This is a genomic window from Paenibacillus solisilvae, assembly GCF_042656405.1.
In the GTDB taxonomy this organism is placed as follows: domain Bacteria; phylum Bacillota; class Bacilli; order Paenibacillales; family Paenibacillaceae; genus Paenibacillus_Z; species Paenibacillus_Z solisilvae.
Window position 1 is genome coordinate 118,474 of the sequence record NZ_JBHSOW010000047.1, and the last position, 21,640, is coordinate 140,113.

A 21,640-nucleotide genomic window follows, 5' to 3' on the forward strand; every position below is an offset into this window, starting at 1 on the left:
ATAGACGGATTAAGAAACCGGAAGTGCTCAAACGGCGCTTCCGGTTTCTTTGTTACTGTGGGCATCCATAGATTCTATCCTTCAAGTCTTTATCCTCAATCCATAATTGTGAGCTATCGACAACTTCATGCTCATTCTCATAGAACCTTGCATGTCCACCGAATCCAGCACCTAACCATTGATCCACTTTTAGACGCGTGTAAATGGTAATTGTTGCATAGAAAAAACAACCTATGCCATCATGCTCAGGTTGTTTGGAAGTCACGATTCCTGTAAGACCGTTCGCTGTTTATCTAAGGAAATAATACCAATAGGCAACGTGCACACAATCATACATGTCCGAGCATGGAGGGATGGATTCACAGAACATGGCATCAGCCTTGCTTGGGGAAGATACACTGACAGCGACAATAAAGGTTACCGCCAGCACTCCGACAACTAATTTATTGCGTAGTATTTTCAGCATTACATTGACCTCCTTTCACAAGGAAATGATTAATACTTGAACATTTTACCATCTCCTATTGCGGCCCAGACAGTTACTGGAGTAACCAGATTCCACTCCATTGTAGTTACTGGAGTCATATGCACGGATCGTCATTACTCCCGATTCTCTTCCCGAAGCGGTCTGGCATCAAGCGGAATGCGATTGATTTTCAGATCCAGATAATAAACATCAAACGAACCCTTATAGCGAAAGACAGGACCGAAGAGCGGATTGTCAATTTGAACTGAAATTTTGAATTGCTCCTCCCAATCGTCATACCATTCACATACCTCGGCTGTACCTGTGAACCACCGCGGGAATCGAAATTGAAGCCAGCCTTCGTAGAAACGCTGCTCACCCGATCGAATTCGTATGCCTCCGTTCTCTCCTGCAGATAAATCAAGGTCCACTGCCAGATGCTGTTTGTTGCCCAAATAATCCACGATCGCTGCACGCTCCGAACTATATATCATCGTTGCGTCGAACTGTCTAATCGCTTTGGGAAACTTAAACTTCCGATTCCAAGTCACCGTCTCCCTGCCAAAGCGATCCTTATAGGCAAAATTCTCAATGGTGAAAGGAACCCGCTCGCCCCCTTGCGGAAACATGATATTCCTGGTTGTGCCTAAATATAGAGGCAGTGCCGCCCATTTCGCGAACCAAACGGAGTCCATGATACCATGTCCAATCGATGAGATCCGATCTGTACTATTAAAGCCGAACCGCTGCTGAATGCGGGGATGAAGCTTCTTAAACTCACTGCCCATCACCTGCTCATATATGGACGCCATTTAATAGACCTCCCCCTTGATACTTGTGCGTATTTCCGGCCGAATAGGCTTCCTTGAACACCGGCTGGCCTGCGGTAGATCGAGTCCCGACCACCCTGCTACCAAGCAGAATCCAATCATTGGAACACTAAGCGTCAATGGATTAAACGGTGCTTGCAGCAGGTCAGGATTCTTAAACAGAGCAGCACCGGCAAGAGCCAGCAGAGCAGTGATCTGCAGCTTATAGATCCCCGCCTTCCTATGCCCTAGCACGGCAATCACTCCAATGCCAATTTCAGCAATTCCTAGCAGCTGAAGAACCTGTGCTTCCCAACCTCCGAACCAACCCGTATGCTGTAAAATCACGAGTTCACCCGCTTGAGGGTATACAATCTTCGGAATCAGCCCCTCATACAGCCAAAGGAGTGATATCATTAGGACACTGAAATAATGGATAACCGTCCGCTGCAGACTAACCGCAGGAGGGATGTTTTTCTCCAGCCAGATTCGCAAGCAATCGAAGCTCCAAGCCGTAGCAAACCCGAACAGCGGGCGAAAGAATAGGTAATCAAACCACCTGCCAATCACACCGCAGCGCGTCTGGTAATCATACCGGGTTGAGAAGGTCATCCCCTCCCCATTCTGCATGTATTTCCAGTAACCGCCTCCCTTATGGATAAGCGATAAGTACTGATCTGATCCGAAGGTTAATACCGATAGCCGCTTACGGCCATCAGTTCCTTCATAATCGCTTGCTTTTGTGATGCCTGTGCCCGCAATCGCAAGCCCGAATCCGATCCGCGTCTGATAGCGAAAACGCTGCTCCCTTTCTCCTTCTCCCCGAGGTAAGTATTCAATTTTGGAAAAGCGAAGATCCCATTGCTCATGTAACTCCGGCGTCTGTGTCCGCTCCCAAAGAGAATCGATATCCGTCTTGATATCGATTTCAACGTAGATAGACTTTCTTCTCATTCCTTCACCTCCCAACCGATTTGATCCCCGTGTTCAATAAATCTTTCCCTCAGTTCCTTAGATGGCACTAGACAAGTCTTATCCTTCCTAAACCAACGATGCCTATGGCCTGCGACCTGGTCATATACCCAATCTCGAATAAAGGTCGGAACAACTTTAAAACCATAGAATGGAGCCCAAAAACTTCCTAAATGCCGAAGTACATGAAGTGCGGCTTCAGACTTTGTGAATGTCGCGTAGCTTGTCATCATGACAAAAGTGTTCAAATCATTCTGCGGGAGTCTTCGCTGCAGAAGCAGCGCCTGTCCCACCTGTGATTGTATAGAAGCAAAGCGAAATCGCTTATCGGTATCCCGCTTAACGACGAATTTGGTAATCGTATGGCAAAGGGAACACTCACCATCAATTAGCAGTACAATCGGCTCGGCATTCTCCGTTCTATGCAGCACTTTCTGCTTGACTTTCCCCTTACTATGCAGCACATTTGAATCGGCTTTCTCCGTTCTAAGGTGATGATTCATAGCTATCGTGCCTCCTCTCACAGCTTCATTCTAGCTCTAAACCAACTATTTGCTCAGTTCCAACTTTCGTAGGTCCAACGAAAAAAGAGGTACTACATGATGTAGTACCCTGCGGTATTCATTGTGGTATCTCTATTGATAACCAATTGGTCTTATTGATATCCTACTGATCTCTACTGATATTTCTTATTGGTATCCCTTATTGATACCCTATTGGTATCCCTTATTGAGATCTCATATCGATACCTCATTTTGATATCTCATATTGATATCTCATATTGATATCTCATATTGATACCTCATATTGATACCTGATTGGTCTTTTGGTATCTCTATTGACATCCATTGTGGTATACCTTATCGCTACTCAATATGGCGAAATTCAAGATGCGCCTAAATTATACCCAATTTTGCAAATTATTTACTTTTATTTTCTTGAATTGAGCCCTCACCTTAGCGTGTCGAGTCGATCTTCAACTTAACCCCCTTCTGCACATTAAGCCCGAGAAAGCTATACTGGATTTCATACAGTTAAATACTAATTTTTTCGCTATTTCTGCATCTATACTGGATTTCGTACAGCTATATAGCCAAAATGAGCTGCTGGAGAGCAAATTTCTCAATAATAAATGGATATTTACAGTATAGAGAATCATAGAAGCATACCATATCTAAATAACTGTATTTTTCCAGTTTAGATAAGGAGTACGCATAAATGCATGGAGTTTATGCGTTCTTGGTTTGTATGGGAATGACTATTTGAGCAGGATGTGCAAATTACGAGGAGTAACACGTATTACGTCATGCTGAGCATGCTGACATAACTACGCATATAGCGAGCGGTCTTATATTGGATGAAAGATTATTTTGAATAGGATGCTCATTTGATGAGTGGGGCTATAGGATGTTGTGTTGCGCATACTGGCATAGCTACGCGTATAGCGAGCGGTCTTATATTGGATGAAAGTTCATTTTGAATAGGACGCTCATTTGATGAGTGGGATTATAGGACGTCATGCTGCGCATACTGACATAGCTGCGCGTATAGCGAGCGGTCTTATTTTTGCATGAGAGGTACGATTGAATTTAGGATAATCAGTTAGTGAGTGGGGTTATAGGATGTCATGCTGCGCATACTGACATAGCTACGCATATAGCGAGCGGTCTTATATTGGATGAAAGTTCATTTTGAATAGGACGCTCATTTGATGAGTGGGGTTATAGGATGTCATGCTGCGCATACTGACATAGCTACGCATATAGCGAGCGGTCTTATATTGGATGAAAGTTCATTTTTAATAGGACGCTCATTTGATGAGTGGGATTATAGGAAGTTGTGTTGCGCATATTGGCATAGCTGCGCGTAAAGCGAGCGGTCTTATTTTTGCATGAGAGGTACGATTGAATTTAGGATAATCAGTTAGTGAGTGGGGCTATAGGACGTCATGCTGCGCATACTGACATAGCTGCGCGTATAGCGAGCGGTCTTATTTTGCAAGCGTTTTTCTTTGCCCAGAACGCTTGAAGTGGTTAGAGTGTTATTTTGCATGATAGGTTCGGTGTGCCTAGGATGCTCGTTTGGCAGTGGGATCATAGGAGGTCGTGTTGTGCATAATGCCAGTCTACGCGTATAGCGAGCGGCTTTATTTTGCTCGAGTCTTTACGAATTACTCCCGGCTTGCGTGTATTGGCATTTAAAAATAGCCCAGCATGCTTCACGATTATGGACGGCGGGCATTCGTTCAAAATAACCCTTTGCGCTTCACTTTCTTCACTGCTTCTTTACTGCTCTTCACACCGAGCTTTTTCAGCATTTTATTTACTTGGTTCTTCAGTGTGCTCTCGGCTTTGTACAGCTTCTTCTCAATCTCGGGCTGCGTGTAGCCCTCTTCGATGAGCTCGAACACTTCCCTCTCAGCAGAAGTTAGTTCCTTGAGCTGCTCCTCCCTCTTCAATCTCGTAAACTCCTTTAACAATGCTTCCATCGCATTAGGATGATGATAGGCGTCTCTTATCGCATGCGGCAGCGCTTTGAAATTGCTCTTCTCAATATAGTTAACAGCTCCGGCCGTGAAGGACTGCGTCATGACCTGTTCGTCGGTCAAAGAGGACAGCATGATGATTTTGGCAGGATGAAGCTCGAGCATTTCTATGGCTGTATGGATGCCATCAAGCTGACTGCCGTTTAGCTGAATATCCATGAGAACCACATCAAATGCAATTGTCCGAGCAAGCTGGATAGCTTCGGTTGAATCCGTTGCTGCACCTACGATAAGAAGATCCTCTTCCTTATTGAGAAAGACGGTTATCGCTTTAATCCAATCCGGATCATCCTCGACAAGGACCACTTTAATATGATTCATCTGCGTTCCTCCTGGTTCATTTGCAAGATTTTCTTGCGTGAGAAATAAAGCTTGACAAGTGTGCCTTCATTCTCCCTGCTCGACATTTCTACCGATCCGCCGCTCTTCTGCATCACATTGTACACATAAGAGAGACCAAGCCCAAAGTTCCGCGACTGATTCTTCGTACTGTAGAAAGGTTCAAACACGCGGGCAAGCTGCTCAGCGGTCATTCCTTTCCCGCTGTCTTGTATGCATAGTGTAACCCCCTGTTTAATCGCATCCAGGGAAATCTGCATCATCCCGCCGCCTGGCATCGCTTCGAGTGCGTTCATCAGCAGATTCCCCATCACTTCTTTCATATGGACCGCGTCGCACAAAAGAACAGGATGGCAGCAATAACTTGATATAAAGACAATACCGCGAGCTTCGAGTACCTGCCGATGCTGCTCCAAACATTCTGCAACGAGCACGTCCAATCGACATGGGGCTTCGTGTAAAATAATATCCTTCATCTGGCTGTGAATACGAGTCACCATCGCCATCATATGCTCGGAAGCATTCGCGATAATTTGCAGCTGCTGCATGGATTCCTCGTCAGCTATATTTGCTTTGAGATTCTCAGAGCTTATGGCGATTTTGCCAATCTCATTCTTGATGGTGTGGTTTAGAAGCGTCGTTCCAGAGCTGACCGCCTTCATAGCACTCTCCAGCGGGTCTCTCTCGAATCGCAGCTTCACACCAAGCACTCCATAGATGAAGGAGCACAGCAGCGCCACGGTTAACGAGTAGATAATGAATACCGATACATACCGGAAGAAATGAAAATCCGGAGACACTACATTGGCCACATTAATCAGCACAAGTACTGCGAGCAGTGTCGGTACAATTATGACGGTAGCAACGAAACGATTACGTTTCTTGCTGCGATTCGCTTCTTTCCAAAGTGATTTGAGAAGCAAGTAGCAGGAGAACAGATAATAAGGGGCTGCCCATAGAAGCAGGAATAGGTTGAAGTTGTTCATCGGGACAGGAGAAATTGATGTCCATAGCAGCATCGACATCACGGGGATGAAGCCTATAGCTTTAAAATACCGTCTGACCCGGGGACTTGGATACAGTTCAGAATAAACCACACTGAAAATGAAAACCCCATAAGGCGTTAATGTGTGATTAAGATAGGTGACAGCACTCAGCAAGCCGTCAAGCGACTGCTCGGTCAGCCAATCCGACAAGCCGCCAATTGAGGCACTGGTCAAGAAGAATGCTGCCCAACGATTCGTTTCGTTCCGGTGATTGTTGATAAGCAGGATAACAGCTGCTGCAAGCAGCGCGAAGAAATAATACAGCATCGGGCACCGCCCTATTAAGAAAATGATAATGGCATCGACTCATCTAATTCTACTAAGTAATAGCTGTATCTCCATCCGTTACTTGGTTCAAGATCGTATTCAACGTTAAGGAAAGGTTCGATCCCCGTTTCGGATGGATGAACGGATCTCTCCCTCGGAAGTAGTGCGGATGCCCGCCCAGAACAGTAATCGTATTGATATAACCAGGCGCATATTTGCGGCGATCCCAGTACAATAAGCCAAATCGGTTCTTATTCCATCCACCCCAGCTGCCGATTCGGGTAATCGGATCGCTGCGTTTGCCTTCCTCATCTACAGAGAAATAATAACTGACCTTGCTGCGAAAATCCGGATGTATCGGCTGTTTCGGTGAACCCACTTGAATAACCCGGCAGTCCGAAATAACCCCTTGTGTACAAAGCAAAGAGGCACCCAGATAAGCTGCAACACCGCCACCGCTGTGACCGATAAATAAGGCAGGACGTCCATCGGATAGCCGCCTGACCTGATCTGCAATCGCCTTCCCGCCGGCTCGGACAGCCGTCCCGAGCCGGGATAAATCCTTGCCTACAGCAGCGATTTGACGCAGCATGCTTTGTGTATGGTCGCCGTATGGAAACAGTGAACGAATGATGGGATCCCGGCCAGATTCATGGAATCTTCGCTGCAGCTCGTGGGTGCAATCATTAAAAATGCTGGGTGTAGAGCCTACGCCGGCAACCAAGAAAATATCCCATTCCATTGCAAGTTCTGTTTGGATCATAATCATACCGCCTTATTCGCCTTTTTGCCGGCAGATCTGCCGCGCATTAGGTTAGTATGCGGTGGTGGAATACCGAACATTCATGATGTACAACATTAATCTCTAGGATAATTCACCTGCATGATATCCATGAATGGAACTTTCGTAATAGCTCCGAGATGTCTAATATGTACTTTACCGGTTCGTGAATCCATCTCCACAATTTGACCGCGTACAGGCTCTTCCGCGCCCCATACCGTCAGCACAATCTCTGAATCTTCCTGCTTGGCTTCAACTAACTGATTACCGAGCTCCTCGAGCACAAACTCGTCTCTTGTCGGTCGTTTTGGTACCTTGCCTTTAGCCACTGAAATGTCCCCCTGCATATTAGCTTGAACTTATAAATATACCCGAAATCATGCTCAATGGCAACTAATAATCGCATTCTTCAAGTCATCCGAATGGCGCAAGCACGCTCATAACTTCCTCCAGACACTGCGACAGCTACCGATATTGATGAAACCGATTCTTATAATCGACTCCACTGCTTGATTGAAAGAAGTGAATAAACTATACTTTCTGATAGGTTAATTGCCTGAATGAACGATAGCCATATACAAGGAGGCCACGTGCCATGACCGATTCCAAGCCCGTCTACTCTCGCAGCATTTCGAAGGTGCGCTCCGCACATATCAATATTATAAGCCCGAAGCATCAGAACAGCTTTATTCTGGAAAATGGCCAATTTGAAGAGAATGATCCCTTTCTTTTTTTAGCTGAGGACTGGTTTGAGAGAGGTTCATTCGACGTCCATCCTCACCGCGGCATCGAGACCGTTACCTATGTCATGGAAGGTAAGCTGGAGCATTATGACAACACTTCATCGGAGAAAGACGAACTGCTCGCAGGCGATGCGCAGTGGATGACAGCAGGCCGGGGCGTCATTCATAAAGAAGATCCCGCGGATGGCGAACGTGTACATTCACTGCAGTTATGGGTCAATCTGCCAAGCAAGGACAAAATGACAGTCCCGCGCTATCAGAATCTCCGGAGTGCCAATATGCCCATACGGACTGAGAAAGGTGCTGTTATCCGCGTATTCTCGGGTTCATCAGGCGATGTACATTCGCCCACCAAGAACTATGTTCCGGTTACAATGGTGGAGCTTACTTTGGAGCCAGGAGCTGCAGTGAAGCAGGATTTACCGGGATCATATAACGGATTTCTCTATGTCCTGGAAGGTGAAGGGCTGTTTGGAAGTGAGAATACGAAGGGTGCCAAACGACAAGTCCTGCATCTCAGCCGTTCGGAGAATTACGAAGCAAGCGAGGTTGCCATTACAGCTGTAACGGGTCTTCGCGTCTTGTTATACGCCGGAGAGCCGCTCCGCGAACCGATCGCTGCTTATGGCCCATTCGTCATGAACACAGAGGAACAGATTCGCGAAGCTTTTCATGATTATCAGAATGGAAAATTTGCATAGAGCACGGTAAGCTTCTTACTCCCTGTCCATGTCTTCATTAATTACGAAGTCATCTACAGGGAGATTTTGTATATCCAACCTTAGAAGGTTGAATCGGCCGCACCAACCGTTTCACTTACTACGGCAGATATCCGTTTGCCGGCCCGCCATGTAACCCATGCACTTCCCGCATATAGACAAGCACTCGTGTAGAACAGCACGTCGATCGTCAGCCAATCAATCATATAGCCGCCAATGATAACTGCGAAGCCTGATGCCACCGAAGTCCAGAAATGAAACGCACCGATTACAATACCGCGCTCCCCCCGTTTGCTGTGGTCGGCAATCAGCAGCCGTTCACTCATTTTTTGCATCGCATTGCATATGCCCATCAGCAATTGAAGAACAAGCACCCACGAGTATGCCTCCAGCCAAGGGAAAAGAATCATAGCGATCATCATCCCAACCGAGCTTAATGTCAGCAGCCCCATTCCATGCCGGTCCAGACGCGGTGCCAGCCACTGTGACACCGCAGCAGAGCTGATTGTAAATACCGCGAAAGCAAGTCCGTATTTCGAGTAACTATTGCCCAGATTCTTTAGAAACAACAGATAATACGGGTAAATCATCCCCGCAGCCAGCGTCACGATGCTTTGCGAGCGAATCAGCCATCTAACATTCAAGTCTGTCTACTCCCCTTTGTAGTCCATATAAAAGTAGTTCATAAACAAATGATCGGGGTCAACCTGTTCTTTCTTTAGAAAAACTCCCTATGCCCAGCATATATCGTTTGAAATTGATCAAGCCGCGGATAAGCAATATAGGGCAAATAGTACGTTCCATGGTGCTTAATCAGCCTGTCCAGCACGGCTTGAATACCGATCCGCACCTTGGCCTGACCCTGCTCTGAGAGAGGTACGTGGAACAAACAAACGAGTGCAAACATATCAGCCGTCGCATAAGAAAGCGCCGCTTCCTCATCTTGATTGACATATCGAACCGTAATGTTGAGCAGATTCAAGTTCTCGGCCAGCAGAACCTCCCTGAAATCCTTCATAAATCCTGAAAACGCCTGAACCGGGACAAAATATTCCTGCAGAACGTCATTGCTTCCAGCCGTATTGTATTCCATAAACTCCGACTCCGAGCGCATCGCATTATTTCGAGAGATCAGAGTGCCCTGGCTGTTCATGAAAAATGTTTTTTGCAAATTCCACATCGTATTTTTGCCCCAGTCAAAATGCCGGTTCAGAGCAAACATCAGCTTGGCTGGAAGGACACCCTTTTCACGAATATTCAACTTGTCATGACCCTCTAAGGGAACAGATCGGTCCAGAACATAATTGATAGCGTACATATCGGTCAAAAAATGCTCCGGCGCTGCCGAAATTCGGGCAATGTGCATATGGATGTCAGGGTTAGCTTGGACCTTATTGTCAGGGTTACATCGAGAATGATCCCGAACAACCCATATCCTCCAATGACTGCTGGGAACAGGTCTGCGTTTTCCTTGCGGCTTACGTTTAGAATGCGCCCATCGGCCAGCAGCAGATGGAAGGATTCAACGCTTTTGATAAGTGAGCCGTTACGGATATCCCGGCCGTGAGCATTCACACTGAGTGAACCGCCAATTGTAAAAATATTCTGAGACTGCATCGTCTTCACCGAGAGTCCGTAAGGGTTAATATAATCCTGAACGTCCTTCCAGGCTGCACCCGCCTGAACTTGGATCGTTTTACGCTGCTGATCAAATGCCAGCACGCGATTATAAGAAGTCATATCTATGACAACACTGTCTTTGTAATAGGTATGTCCGCCTTGACTGTGCCTTTGACCGGCTATTGAGACTGTAAGCTGCTTTTCCCTTGCTTCCTTCAATATCGCTTTCAGCTGCTCTTCTTCCCGCCCTGCTTCAACCCTTGAAACTTTAACCGGATGCAGCCTGCTGTAGTCGGTAATCAAATAGGGGTCCTGATCAGGCGTGTTATTTTGCACGTAATTGACGAGGCAAACTACGGTGAGGAGGAGGAGAGCAATCCATTTTTTCATGTGAACCTCCTGTCAAAGAATAACATAATTGACTGCCACATGAAGGTATTCGTTAATCCCGGGCAAACTCCTCTTCTTCCGGTCAGCACTGCAAACCTTCATGTTTGAGAATACAAAGAAAAGCATACTGCTTCGGCAGTATGCTTTACCTTCAATCCCTCTGTATTAATTCTGCTGCTCGCTTTCGCTTGGCTTGACCCGGACAGGCCGGGTCACCCAATTATCGCGTTTCATCGGCTTCACTTGATTCTTCGGATCCGACAGATCCACAGGCGGTATTAATGGTGCTTTCTCAGCAGCTGAATCACTGGCGGTCTGCTTTGCTTTTTCTTTAAACCCTGTTCCTGGCGCCGGACCGCCTCCGCCATCGCGTTTGCCCTTGTTCCACACTCTGCCTTTACTCATTACACAGCTCCATACTCATCATAATTTGATTTATTTGTTCGATCGCCAATCCATTTTGCTGTTGTTAAGCAAGTATTCAAAATCATTGTCAAGCCTCTTCTGCTCTGCTTTGCGCGCTTCCTCCGCCTGCTTGGCAGCTTCTTCCTTGCGCTTCTCCTCGGCTGTCGACAGTTCATTCGCCTTTGTTTTTAGCTGCTCCAGAACTTCAGGCCTCAGCAGGTCCTTCAGCGTCGCCGGCTTTTCTTCCTTGGCAGCTGCCGGAGCAGAATTCGTTCTTTTCTTCGCCACCTTGATCACCTCTATTTCTGCACCTATTATAACAAGATTATGCCCTGCATTCTAGACATATGAAGATCCAATCCGATTGGGTTTTCAATAGAAAAGCCAACCAGAAGGTCTGGATGGACAAAAGAAAAAGAAGAGAGCCGACCACGGCTCTCCCCTTGTTAGGATCATCTATATAATCGGGAACCAGCCCGGTGAGTTAATAATGGCTTCCATAATGGAGTCCTACCAACTAACAAAGAAGTTTGGCATAACGGTTTGTTTATAAATTGCGTTCGTTTAATCTGCTGCTCCACTTCATGTTGTAAGTTTGTTTCTTGCTGCTCCCGTTATCCTTCCATCGGCCCGACAATTGCTTCGCAGACATATAAGATTGGCTGACAAGGTCCTGAAACCAATCTTTATCTTTCGTCATTAAAGCCAGATCGATTAAACTCACCAGTTCGTCTTGGTTAAATGGATTGTCTTCGGCCAGCTTTCTAAGTTTCGGGAGCTTAGTTTGAACGTATTCACCGACAATATTATCATGATCACTTTGGGTTACCCAAACCTTCACCATATTATCCTCCGCCAATGAATCAACATACCCGATAAACTTCTCATCCAATTGTGATGTCCCGCTTATCCAATCTCCGACTTGTATTGAAGTATGGTTTGTAGCTGCCATTCCGTTCAACCTCCCTCTCCTAATGAGAATTCATTTGTCTTCCACGTTAACTGGTGTCTGCAGGATGTGCTCTCTTGCTGTTACTGTAATTATAATTGTTACAGTTGAGAAAGTCAACAATTACATATTAACTTTACTTTAGTTATTTAATAACTGCTTGCCGTATGCTAGTCCCCTTTATCCTTCTTGTCCCCAAACATTTGCAAGTTCGAAACAAGTTGTAATTTCAGCGAAACAATCTGTGGGTAATATACGTTATAGAAACAACAACATCATTGGGAGGAGATTACTTATGAAACAACTTACAATGCCTACAAAAACATTTACTTTCGCTACCCTTGCAGCATTGACGCTTGCTCTTCAAGCAGGAACAGCAGGAGCAGCAGCTGCGCCGGCAGCAAAGCCAGCCCCCTATGCCGCAGCTGCATCCGCCGGAGCAGTCAACAGCGCAGCTTCGAATCAAATCTTCAATAAATACATCACTCTGCTTCAGGTCAAAGGTCAGCTGCCGCGTGCAATCGCTTTTCTTGACACTCACATTGACGAGGTATCGGCTTATCAAGCCAGCATCATGGTGCTTCGTTTAGAAAATGCTATTGTTGCCGGACTTCCATCCTTTGAGAGCGGAATTGCGAAGCCTTCCATACAAACCGGTATTAATAAGGTTTATAAATGGAAGGACAGCTTTGCGGATATCATCAGCAAGACCAAAGATAAAAAGCTGAAAGCACTGCTGCAAGAAGCAGATAATAATGGATTGAAGCTTGAAACGGCAGAAGGCTTTTATTTCCCCGTTGTCGATTATAAAGGCTTTCAGAAATATCGTGCTTATGTAGGCGCCGATGTGAAAGCCTACATCGATATTATGACCGTTGAGGCCGAAGAGCCGAAAGTCAAGGATGCCGGGCTGATGATCGGTTATCAGGAAATTGCCAACCGTACGCTTTCTCAGGAACGTTTCGTAAAGCAATTCCCGAGCTCCAATCGAGCGGCCAAAATCAAAAATCTGCTTCACAGCTACAAAATTTTAACTTTCTATGGGGTAAATAACTCCCCGCTGTTCGACTATGACAACAACAAAATGCAGCCGAATGCCATTAAAGGCTACAACATGATCCTGGAGAGAAACAAAGGAACGAAAAGTGAATATTTGTTCTTATTGCAGCAGTTCATGGATCTGGCTAAAGCACATGATTATAAGCTGACCGATGAAGTTACAGCATTCCGTAAAGCAAAACTGCCGATTCAATAAGAAATGTATTGCAGCTGCCCAGCAGTGGATACTATTATAATCGTTCCAAGTTCAGAAAAGAACCGCGTGCCTCATCGTCGTAAGATGACGGGCACGCGGTTCTTTGCGATAGGAAGACGGGAGTCTGTATAGCTTCTGCTTATTCTTGAGGTGAGAGAAGTCGATATTTCCTGGGCTACACTGCCCATATATGAGGCAAGCTCTGCACATGTAATCATCTGGCTGCCCTGCTTACCAATCAATGTCACATCAGTTCCAACTGGATAATAGCATGGCAGCCGTATCATCAGCTGATCCATACAGATCTTTCCGACAACAGGCATTCTGCAGCCATCCACCAGTACCTCGGAGCCGCGGAGCGATTGTGACCAACCGTCCGCATAACCAATGGGAACGGTTCCAATCCATTCCTCATCCTGCGCCTGATAGGAGTTATCATACCCGATATACTCGCCTTTACTCAGTTTCTTTACTTCCATGAGGCTGCTGTATACGCTGAGAGCCGGCTTTAAATCCACTTCCGGAACCAGATTCTTAGGGTAGAAGCCGAACATCGCAGCGCCAATACGCACCATATCCATCGCAAGCTCAGGAAATCTTAATGCAGCAGCACTGTTCGCGCAATGATAATGATTCACTTTCAGTCCGGAATTCTTCACCCAAGCCATCATTTCTTGAAATCTTCCCCACTGTTTCTGGAGAAAATCTGTCTCTTCCCGTCCAGCAGTAGCGAAGTGCGTATAAACCCCATCAACAATCACGTCGGTTGCCTGGAGCCACGGAACAAGATCCATCCATTCCTGATGATTTCGAATACCGATTCGACCGAGTCCCGTATCCAGCTTAATATGAATCTTCAGTTTTTTGGGAGGAATCCCCTTAGATACTCTGCTTAGCTCATCGAACCAGGAAGCGGATGTGACTGTGAGCATCACATTCAATATGCAGGCTGCATGAACTTCCTGCGGCTTAATCGGAGAGAGTATCAGGATGGGCGCTGTGATTCCATTCTTCCTGAGCTGCAGCGCTTCACTTAAGAAAGCCACTGCCAAATACTGCGCTCCGGCTTGAATCGCCATCCTTGCTGCTTCAACGCTGCCATGACCGTAGCCATTTGCTTTCACAACGGCCATAAGCTTAGTATGGGAAGGAAGGTTCTTTCTGATTGTAAGCACATTCGAACGAATCGCTCCCAGATCTACCTTAGCCCAAGTGTCTCTATATCGGCCAGCTTGCTCAATAGACGCGGCTTGACTAATCCTCACTGCATTTCCCTCCCAAATATGAAGCTGTACTCGCAATCAAGCCGTTATCACATCGAATACTGAACCAATTGTTTCTCCGCATGGCGCATGATGGCGTAGTCAATGAGCATCTCAACGAGTTCAGCATAGGTTGTACCGTCTGTTCGCTCCCACATTAGGGGGTACATACTGAAGTTCGTGAACCCTGGCAGTGTATTGACTTCGTTCAAAAACAGCTGTCCCTCCGGAGTGATGAAGAAATCCACCCGCGCCAAGCCCGAACAGTTCAAAGCTTGATAAGCGATAACGGCGTTCTCCTGAATGCGCTTCGTTAACGATGCCGGAATCTCAGCAGGTATGGACATCGTCAGCTTGCCGTCCATATATTTCGCGTCGAAGTCAAAGAATGCTTTTTCCTGAATAAACTCTCCAGGCATTGAAGCGCGGGGATACTCATTCCCCTTGACAGCCACTTGAATTTCCCGGCCTCTTACTTCCTTCTCAACGACGATTTTACGGTCAAATCGATAAGCCGCTTCCAATCCGTTGCGTAATTCATCTTGATTCTCGCACCTGCTGATCCCTATGCTCGATCCGAGGGATGCCGGCTTTACATAACATGGATAACCAATCTTCACTTCAACATCTTCAAGTACCGCCTCCTTATCTTCCAGCCACTCTGTAAAGGATGCGACAAGATGGCCGGTTTGGGCAATTCCAGCTTGTGCTATTATCGCTTTCGTTACAGCTTTATCAAGAGCCATAGCCGAAGACAATACACCATTGCCGACATAAGGTACGTTGAGCAGCTCCATTAAACCTTGAATGGTTCCATCCTCCCCATTCGTCCCATGAAGCAGAGGCATAACAACCTTCTCTTCCTTAAGCGACAACAGCTTGGACAAAATCAGGCCTAACGAAGAAGCCTCAGTTTCATCCGGTGAAGCCGGCTCAAGCTTCAACTCGCTTAAGTCACCCACCGCCTCAGTCCGCTTACCTTGGCTGCACCAGATTCCTTCTCTTGTAATATAGATGGGGTAAACGTCAAATTTGCTGTAATCAAGCGCCTGTATGACGGTAAAGGCCGTCTTTAATGAGATTTCATGCTCAACGGATTTGCCTCCGTATAGAAGGTATAAGTTATATTTCATATTCAAACAGCCTCCAAGTTCAACGGTTATCTTCCTTAAAGATAACCAATAAAACTAACAGGGCTGCTAATTAAAGCTAAAGAAAAGATTACGATTTCTAACTGTTTCTTAATAATTCAAACGGTTATTGGGAACATTAAAAAAGCCGTGGATACCATCCACGGCTTACACCTTACCTGCATTTGTTATACGACTTCCATCCAAATATCATCCATCTTCTCATCAAAGCGAATGCGGAGCTCTTTGTTCTCTAAATACCATAAATTGTCTTCTTCCAGATAGAAAATAATGCCTTCAACAACTTGCTTGAATGCCGGTTTGCGCGGAGAATCCTTCATAATTCCAAGGGAGAAGCCCGGCTGGAAGCTGCCTGAGCCGCCTAATCGGACAAAAATCCGCAGGTGGTCGCCTTCCACTAATGCCATTTCCCTCTTGTACCATTGTGCAGCTGACTGATCCACATGTATACTCATCGCTTTCATCTCCCTTTCAATATTCATCATTGAAAGCGCATCCATCTACATCTATCATATCATTTTAGTTTCAGAATATTCAATCTATTTGGAATGATTTGAAAAGAAATGTTACGCCCTGGTCTCCGCCATTGTTATCCTCCAGAAAATAATGTATATTGACTGAACTGTATTAACTTATCCTATCAGCAATCAAAGTAAAAGAACTTAGTGAGGATATCAGAGTGAATAAACTGAACAAACCTAGAATCGAAGAAATTGAAACGCTGCGGGGTTTTGCGTTTCTGGCTGTCGTCATGCAGCATTCCATAGCGCACTACTTTCCGCTTCCAGGGGCCGGACTCGCTGATGGCGTAATCCTTGGCCTAATCCTGCTGCTCTCGAAGTTCGCCGTTCCCCTATTTGTGTTTATTACGGGACTGGTGCTCTTTTATAATTATGATGGCGAGGTACGTTATAGCCTCTTCGTTCGTAAACGCTTCAAAGATATTGTACTGCCTTATTTGCCCTGGGCGATCTGGTATGCCATTGTATTCCAGCATTTGAATTTGACTGATGCCGGCTCCATCTCCAAGCTCGCACTCCTGATCGTCACAGGCAAAGCTTCTTATCATCTCTGGTATATTGTTATGATCGTCCAATTCTATCTGTTGTTTCCGCTCCTGCAGCGGGTGATTAGGAAATGGAAGCCCAAGGGAGCCTCCATTGCCGCCGCTGCAGTTGTCGTCTTAGGGGTGCTCTATGTGCTCCTGATGCAGCAATGGGGTATCTTATACCAATGGGCATTAAGACTGGACGTTCCTGTTCTGTCCAGTTTCTTCACCAAATATTTGGATCGGAATGCCCTCATGTTTTTCTTCTATTTTGCTTTAGGCGCTGCTGCAGGCTTGTATTTGGAGCAGTGGCGGACATGGATGCTGCGTTACCGCTATTGGATTATCGGTATCTACGGGATTATGCTGTGCGGGATGTTATTCGTTGTTGCTGCACATTTCAAACTTCAACCAACAATCACCATACGGTATGACGATTTGTCGCTGCTGCGTCCTCAAATGGCAGTCCTGCTTACCCTATCTGTCATGGCGACCTATATATTTGCCATGAACTTTAGCCGGAATGCCCCAGGCAGCCTTCGTAAAATCATTACGATAGCAGGCGCCTATTCGTATACGGCTTATCTGGCTCATGCTTATGTATTGAGATATACCGAGCGGGCTGCTGATTTCTTATTCCCGGACGGTTCTATTACGCTGCGGACGATTACAGCCTTCCTGCTGTGCGCGGCCGGCGCACTCCTGCTTGCTTTCTTATTAAGAAAGCTCTCCAAACGAACAGGGAAGTAATTAAACAGTTGAATACCATAGCAAAAGCGCCGACTGCAATCGGCGCTTTTTTGACACGCGTACGTACTCCAAATACATACAATAATGAAGCGCACACCTAAAGATTATCAGCGTTCCAGGAGCTCGCGGGCAGCTGTGCAGCCTGCTTCCACATCCTCAAATAGCTAATGATGGCATACAACTGGAGTTTTACCTAATTTTACGTGAATGGAGTGAATGAAATGTTCAATCCGAATACGAATCAAAGTCAGTCGGCTCCGTCTGTTCAGCAAAAAGCGATGAATCTAATCGGACGTCAAGTCGGATTATCTTTAAAGAACGGTCAGGGTGTCTCGGGGGTATTATGCAGCGTTCAAGGAGGCCAGGTATTTCTCATTCAATACCTCTATGCCGCCCAGTTCGCAACTTTTCACTATGCATTTAATGATATAGCCGATATTCTCCCCTTCCCTGCTTGTCAAACCGGCTAACTGTCAGGATCACGCTTCCACAATAAATTACGTTCCTCATCAATCCTAAAGCCGAATTTGGTGTAATAGTGCCTCAGCCTGGAATCATGCTCTTGGCTTGTGGCATCCTGCATGTGGCCGTCAATATAATCAATCTGCTTATCCCTGGCTATTGAAAGCAATTCATTCATCATGATGGTGCCGTAGCCGCTGTTCATTTTGTCCCCGATTATTCGAATATATAGGATGCTATACGCATTCTCACCCGGCTTTTTCTTCACGAACATCGCCAGGTCATTGAGATATCTCTTGGTCGATACGCCGGTCGGATAAACAATTCTGGCAAAGATATCATACCCCTGCCGGGTTGAGTAAAGGATCAGTGCATTTTGATTCCTGGTGTCTACAACCTTGAGTATGGTACATCCGTCTTTTTGAATGAGATTAACCTGCGTGTTGATGATAGCCTGCATGCTTCAACACCACCCAATTCAACGTTTACGGTAATCATATTCAAGCATTCGCAAGAAATTCCGAACGATCGATGGTTGTGAGGCAGGATAAAGAAAAGCAGCGGCGATGACCGAAAATGGCCTCGCCGCTGCTCTTGTTCTGCTTACCGGTTTCATCCGGGTAAGCCTGAGTTTCAGTTCATTTTGATATAAAACCATTTCTCGCCGGGCTGGAAGATATGATATTTTTGCCCTGGATAATGCTCCAAGCATTCATTCACGAATCCGGCAATGCCTTCGCTATTGTTCGGATAGAGATCGAAATGGACCGGAACGACCGTCCCCATCTGCAGCTCCCAAGCGAGGCCGGCTGCTTCCCTTGCATTCATGTTGCCGTCAATACCGAGCCGGTTACGGAATAGGTCCCGCCCGTTAATGGGCAGAAATCCAAGGTCAATCTTGTAGCCGTGCAGAATGTCGATTAAGGTTTCATTAATCAAGGTATCTCCGGCATGATATACGACGATATCGTCCCATTTCATCATGTAGCCAAGATAGCGGTCCCAGCCCTCTTCATCCACTTCTCTCTCTTCATGCCACGCCGGAATAGGGTCAATCGTCAGCTTCCCTTCACAGTTGAATGACACGCCTGCCTTTAGAGCATGCAGTCGATCAGTTGGAATCCCCATTTCCTCCAGCAGAGGCATACATACCCGCGGACCTGCGAAGGTACAAGCCGGCGAAGCGGCAGCAATCACCTTCAAGGTTTCGGGATCCATATGATCCAAGTGCTCATGCGTGATGAGGACGACATTCAAATCGGTTAAGGTCTCCGCTTGAATCGGCGGCGAATAACGTCGTCTCCAGAAATCATTCGAAGTGGGAAGCTGATCAACCGAACCCGATAAATAAGGATCAATCGCGACGTTAAAGCCATTTTTGCGTAAAATGACACCTACCTGACCGATGTACTGAATGAATACGGACGAATACTCGCTAAGCGCATACTGCATGTTTAACTCCCTCTCTACTTCGTTTATTTTCCCAAGGTGAATGGTCGTTCAAATAATATAGCAAAAATATGATAGGTATAGTATAACGGACGATGCGTCTTCTGGCCAATGTTGAAAGGAAATCGTTTATAGAAGGCGAATGTATTGTGGAAAGAACAATTTCAGCCTCCCGGAAGAAATTAACCCCGCCTCATAACAGCTTGTTATATTGATCTCTGAGTGAAACAGCTGTAAAATGAGCTAGCTACAGCTAAAATGAAGGGACTTTTATCGTGAAATCTCCATCTCTGTCTATCTCGCCTATGATACCGCTGCTTGTTGGAATGATCGCCATCTCTTTTGCTCCCATTCTCGTTCGTTATTCAGATGCGCCCGTATCCGTCCAAGGGATGTATCGCATGCTCTTTACCGTTATTCTAATGCTGCCATTCGGCGTGAACCAGCTTCGCTCCGTTAGTGCAATAACGAAGAAAGACTGGCTGCTGCTGGCTGCTGCCGGCATTTTTCTGGCGCTGCACTTCCTTCTGTGGATGGCTTCACTGAACTATACGTCCATTGCCAGTTCGACGATTATCTTATCGCTTGAACCGGTGTTCGTTATGGTTGGCGCCTACTTTGTCTTTAGAGACAGACCGACTAAAATTATGGTCACCGGCATGGCAATCGCGCTGATCGGCGCTTTTTTCGTTGGTTCGGGTGACATAGGCATTACGAGGACTGCATTTAACGGGGATATGCTCTCTTTTCTTGGCGCCTTGGCAGTTGCTGTAAACATGCTGATTGCCAAACGGATACTTACCCGTATCCCCTCTTATTTGTACAGTTTGATTGTTTTTGCAATTACCTTTGTTTGTTTCTTGCTCTACAATATCGCTGTGGGCATACAGATGACGCAGTATCCGCTGAAGGAATGGATCGTTTTCCTGCTGCTTGCAATTATTCCGACCGTATTCGGACATATGATATTCAACTGGCTCCTGCAGTACGTCCAGGCGACGACCATCTCGATGTCCGTGTTAGCCGAACCTATCGGCTCAAGCATTCTCGCGATGATGCTCTTTCATGAAATGGTGACGGGATTCCAGCTGCTCGGCGGCGCTTGTGTCATTGTCGGGCTGCTTCTGTATTTACGATCCGAGCAGCCGGCAGAGAAGTCAGCACCTGCTGCAGAGCCTCCGATTACGCAGCCGATTCCGGTAATTCAAGAAGAATCATCTCCGGTTGCTTAGTTTGGAAGCTAATGAATAGGACAAAAAGGAGCTGCCGCGGCAGCTCCTTTTTGTCCAATTATCGTAATGAACGGTTGAAATTAAATTAACCGGATATGAGGTAGAGCAGACCTAATCCAACAATCCAGAGTACGGGAACCAGGTGACAATGAGTGTACTGTTCTACTATGGCGGTTTAGGCATCGGTATTGGCCAACGATGAGAATGATGGAACAGGGAGTGAAGACTATTAGATCACTGAATCTTGCTTCGTGAACCATAAGCGGTAGGTTAATAAGCTGAGCATGATGCTTGTTAACGCAGCCGATGAAGCAAAAGCGAATACAATTAAAATTTGATATCTCACTGCTTCCAGCGGACTTGCCCCCGCAATGATCATGCCGGTCATCATCCCTGGCAGCTGTACCAGCCCAACCGTCTTCATGCCGTCTATCGTAGGAATCATACTGGACTTTGTTGCCCGCTTCAGCAGAGGATGAACGGCTTGCCTTGCCGATGCCCCAAGAGCAAGGAGAGTCTCAACCTCTCCACGGTTAGCTGTTAATTCACGGCTCATCTGGTTCAAATAGAGGCTTGCCACGACCATCGCGTTACCGATTGTCATCCCGCTGATCGGTATGATGTACTGAGAGGTGAACGGAATGATGTTCAAAATGAGCAGCAATCCCACCGTAATAATTTCTGTTGTACATAGTGCCGCTCCGATCCGAATTCCAACGCCACTCAGACTTTTATTCCGCCTGCTTACATTCCATGTAGCGACTGCAGTCATGATAAGCAGGATCAAGATAACGATTAACGGCTGGTTTGAATGAAATACATATTGAAGGACGTAGCCTACCAATAAGAGCTGCACAGCAGAACGAACGGTCCCAATAAAAAGATCCTTTTCTAAACCCAGTTTCTGCCATATTGAAATAAATACCGCAAAGGCAACAAAGATAAGAGTCATGGATAAAGCGAAAACAGACATCGAACGG

At 46.2% G+C, this 21,640-nt stretch carries 23 protein-coding genes and 1 pseudogene; 5 read left to right on the forward strand and 19 right to left on the reverse strand.

Annotated elements, in window-relative coordinates; translation table 11 throughout:
* Positions 1-289: 289 nt before the first annotated feature.
* From ACFPYJ_RS14315 to ACFPYJ_RS14350, 8 genes are all read right to left on the reverse strand, one after another.
* The gene (locus ACFPYJ_RS14315; RefSeq protein ID WP_379188828.1) at positions 290-466 is read right to left on the reverse strand and encodes a hypothetical protein; all 177 of its coding nucleotides are present in this window, start codon (positions 464-466) and stop codon (positions 290-292) included.
* A 134-nt stretch (positions 467-600) separates the two neighbouring features.
* Complete coding sequence (locus ACFPYJ_RS14320) at positions 601-1,278, reverse strand: DUF4166 domain-containing protein (protein ID WP_379188829.1); 678 nt, start codon at positions 1,276-1,278, stop codon at positions 601-603.
* Positions 1,279-2,229 carry a DoxX-like family protein gene (locus ACFPYJ_RS14325; RefSeq protein ID WP_379188830.1) on the reverse strand — a complete coding sequence of 317 codons (951 nt, stop codon included), beginning with the start codon at positions 2,227-2,229 and terminating at the stop codon, positions 1,279-1,281.
* Entirely contained in the window at positions 2,226-2,750 is a 525-nt protein-coding gene (locus tag ACFPYJ_RS14330) for a thiol-disulfide oxidoreductase DCC family protein (RefSeq protein WP_379188831.1), read from the reverse strand. The genes ACFPYJ_RS14325 and ACFPYJ_RS14330 overlap by 4 nt, the downstream gene beginning before the upstream one ends.
* A gap of 1,742 nt (positions 2,751-4,492) precedes the next feature.
* Positions 4,493-5,113, reverse strand: coding sequence for a response regulator (locus ACFPYJ_RS14335; RefSeq protein WP_379188832.1), 621 nt, complete (start codon positions 5,111-5,113; stop codon positions 4,493-4,495).
* Positions 5,110-6,444: a sensor histidine kinase gene (locus ACFPYJ_RS14340; RefSeq protein WP_379188833.1), complete on the reverse strand. Its 1,335-nt coding sequence runs from the start codon at positions 6,442-6,444 to the stop codon at positions 5,110-5,112. Before ACFPYJ_RS14340 ends, ACFPYJ_RS14335 begins: the two co-directional genes overlap by 4 nt.
* Before the next feature lie 52 nt (positions 6,445-6,496).
* A complete protein-coding gene (locus tag ACFPYJ_RS14345; protein WP_379188834.1) occupies positions 6,497-7,207 on the reverse strand; it encodes a hypothetical protein in 711 nt (236 codons plus the stop codon).
* Positions 7,208-7,302: 95 nt separating this feature from the next.
* Positions 7,303-7,554, reverse strand: coding sequence for a YolD-like family protein (locus tag ACFPYJ_RS14350; RefSeq protein WP_379188835.1), 252 nt, complete (start codon positions 7,552-7,554; stop codon positions 7,303-7,305).
* Positions 7,555-7,820: 266 nt separating this feature from the next.
* On the opposite strand from ACFPYJ_RS14350, the gene ACFPYJ_RS14355 reads away from it, so the two are divergent.
* Positions 7,821-8,669: a pirin family protein gene (locus tag ACFPYJ_RS14355; RefSeq protein WP_379188836.1), complete on the forward strand. Its 849-nt coding sequence runs from the start codon at positions 7,821-7,823 to the stop codon at positions 8,667-8,669.
* Between the two features lie 80 nt (positions 8,670-8,749).
* Here the strand turns inward: ACFPYJ_RS14355 and ACFPYJ_RS14360 are convergent, their stop codons facing one another.
* From ACFPYJ_RS14360 to ACFPYJ_RS14380, 5 genes and pseudogenes are all read right to left on the reverse strand, one after another.
* Positions 8,750-9,331: an MFS transporter gene (locus ACFPYJ_RS14360; protein ID WP_379188837.1), complete on the reverse strand. Its 582-nt coding sequence runs from the start codon at positions 9,329-9,331 to the stop codon at positions 8,750-8,752.
* A 6-nt stretch (positions 9,332-9,337) separates the two neighbouring features.
* A pseudogene (locus ACFPYJ_RS14365) lies at positions 9,338-10,697 on the reverse strand (FAD-binding oxidoreductase).
* 165 nt (positions 10,698-10,862) lie between these two features.
* On the reverse strand, positions 10,863-11,102 hold the full coding sequence (locus ACFPYJ_RS14370) for a hypothetical protein (protein ID WP_379188838.1): 240 nt from the start codon (positions 11,100-11,102) through the stop codon (positions 10,863-10,865).
* A gap of 30 nt (positions 11,103-11,132) precedes the next feature.
* Positions 11,133-11,390 carry a YqkE family protein gene (locus tag ACFPYJ_RS14375; protein ID WP_379188839.1) on the reverse strand — a complete coding sequence of 86 codons (258 nt, stop codon included), beginning with the start codon at positions 11,388-11,390 and terminating at the stop codon, positions 11,133-11,135.
* A 259-nt stretch (positions 11,391-11,649) separates the two neighbouring features.
* A complete protein-coding gene (locus ACFPYJ_RS14380) occupies positions 11,650-12,054 on the reverse strand; it encodes an IDEAL domain-containing protein (protein ID WP_379188840.1) in 405 nt (134 codons plus the stop codon).
* A 292-nt stretch (positions 12,055-12,346) separates the two neighbouring features.
* Here ACFPYJ_RS14380 and ACFPYJ_RS14385 point away from each other — a divergent pair, with 292 nt between their 5' ends.
* A complete protein-coding gene (locus ACFPYJ_RS14385; protein WP_379188841.1) occupies positions 12,347-13,306 on the forward strand; it encodes a hypothetical protein in 960 nt (319 codons plus the stop codon).
* A gap of 71 nt (positions 13,307-13,377) precedes the next feature.
* Here the strand turns inward: ACFPYJ_RS14385 and alr are convergent, their stop codons facing one another.
* From alr to ACFPYJ_RS14400, 3 genes are all read right to left on the reverse strand, one after another.
* Entirely contained in the window at positions 13,378-14,571 is a 1,194-nt protein-coding gene (gene alr / locus ACFPYJ_RS14390) for an alanine racemase (protein ID WP_379188842.1), read from the reverse strand.
* A 47-nt stretch (positions 14,572-14,618) separates the two neighbouring features.
* On the reverse strand, positions 14,619-15,701 hold the full coding sequence (locus tag ACFPYJ_RS14395) for a D-alanine--D-alanine ligase (protein WP_379188843.1): 1,083 nt from the start codon (positions 15,699-15,701) through the stop codon (positions 14,619-14,621).
* Positions 15,702-15,886: 185 nt separating this feature from the next.
* Complete coding sequence (locus ACFPYJ_RS14400) at positions 15,887-16,174, reverse strand: HesB/YadR/YfhF family protein (protein ID WP_379188844.1); 288 nt, start codon at positions 16,172-16,174, stop codon at positions 15,887-15,889.
* A 224-nt stretch (positions 16,175-16,398) separates the two neighbouring features.
* Here ACFPYJ_RS14400 and ACFPYJ_RS14405 point away from each other — a divergent pair, with 224 nt between their 5' ends.
* Positions 16,399-17,517 carry an acyltransferase gene (locus ACFPYJ_RS14405; protein ID WP_379188845.1) on the forward strand — a complete coding sequence of 373 codons (1,119 nt, stop codon included), beginning with the start codon at positions 16,399-16,401 and terminating at the stop codon, positions 17,515-17,517.
* 221 nt (positions 17,518-17,738) lie between these two features.
* On the forward strand, positions 17,739-17,987 hold the full coding sequence (locus ACFPYJ_RS14410; protein WP_379188846.1) for a hypothetical protein: 249 nt from the start codon (positions 17,739-17,741) through the stop codon (positions 17,985-17,987).
* Here the strand turns inward: ACFPYJ_RS14410 and ACFPYJ_RS14415 are convergent.
* Entirely contained in the window at positions 17,984-18,439 is a 456-nt protein-coding gene (locus ACFPYJ_RS14415) for an N-acetyltransferase (protein WP_379188847.1), read from the reverse strand. The genes ACFPYJ_RS14410 and ACFPYJ_RS14415 overlap by 4 nt on opposite strands.
* 173 nt (positions 18,440-18,612) lie before the next feature.
* Positions 18,613-19,431 carry an MBL fold metallo-hydrolase gene (locus ACFPYJ_RS14420; protein ID WP_379188848.1) on the reverse strand — a complete coding sequence of 273 codons (819 nt, stop codon included), beginning with the start codon at positions 19,429-19,431 and terminating at the stop codon, positions 18,613-18,615.
* Positions 19,432-19,703: 272 nt separating this feature from the next.
* On the opposite strand from ACFPYJ_RS14420, the gene ACFPYJ_RS14425 reads away from it, so the two are divergent.
* A complete protein-coding gene (locus ACFPYJ_RS14425; RefSeq protein WP_379188849.1) occupies positions 19,704-20,660 on the forward strand; it encodes a DMT family transporter in 957 nt (318 codons plus the stop codon).
* A gap of 229 nt (positions 20,661-20,889) precedes the next feature.
* Here the strand turns inward: ACFPYJ_RS14425 and ACFPYJ_RS14430 are convergent, their stop codons facing one another.
* Positions 20,890-21,633: an ABC transporter permease gene (locus ACFPYJ_RS14430; protein ID WP_379188850.1), complete on the reverse strand. Its 744-nt coding sequence runs from the start codon at positions 21,631-21,633 to the stop codon at positions 20,890-20,892.
* Positions 21,634-21,640: the final 7 nt, after the last annotated feature.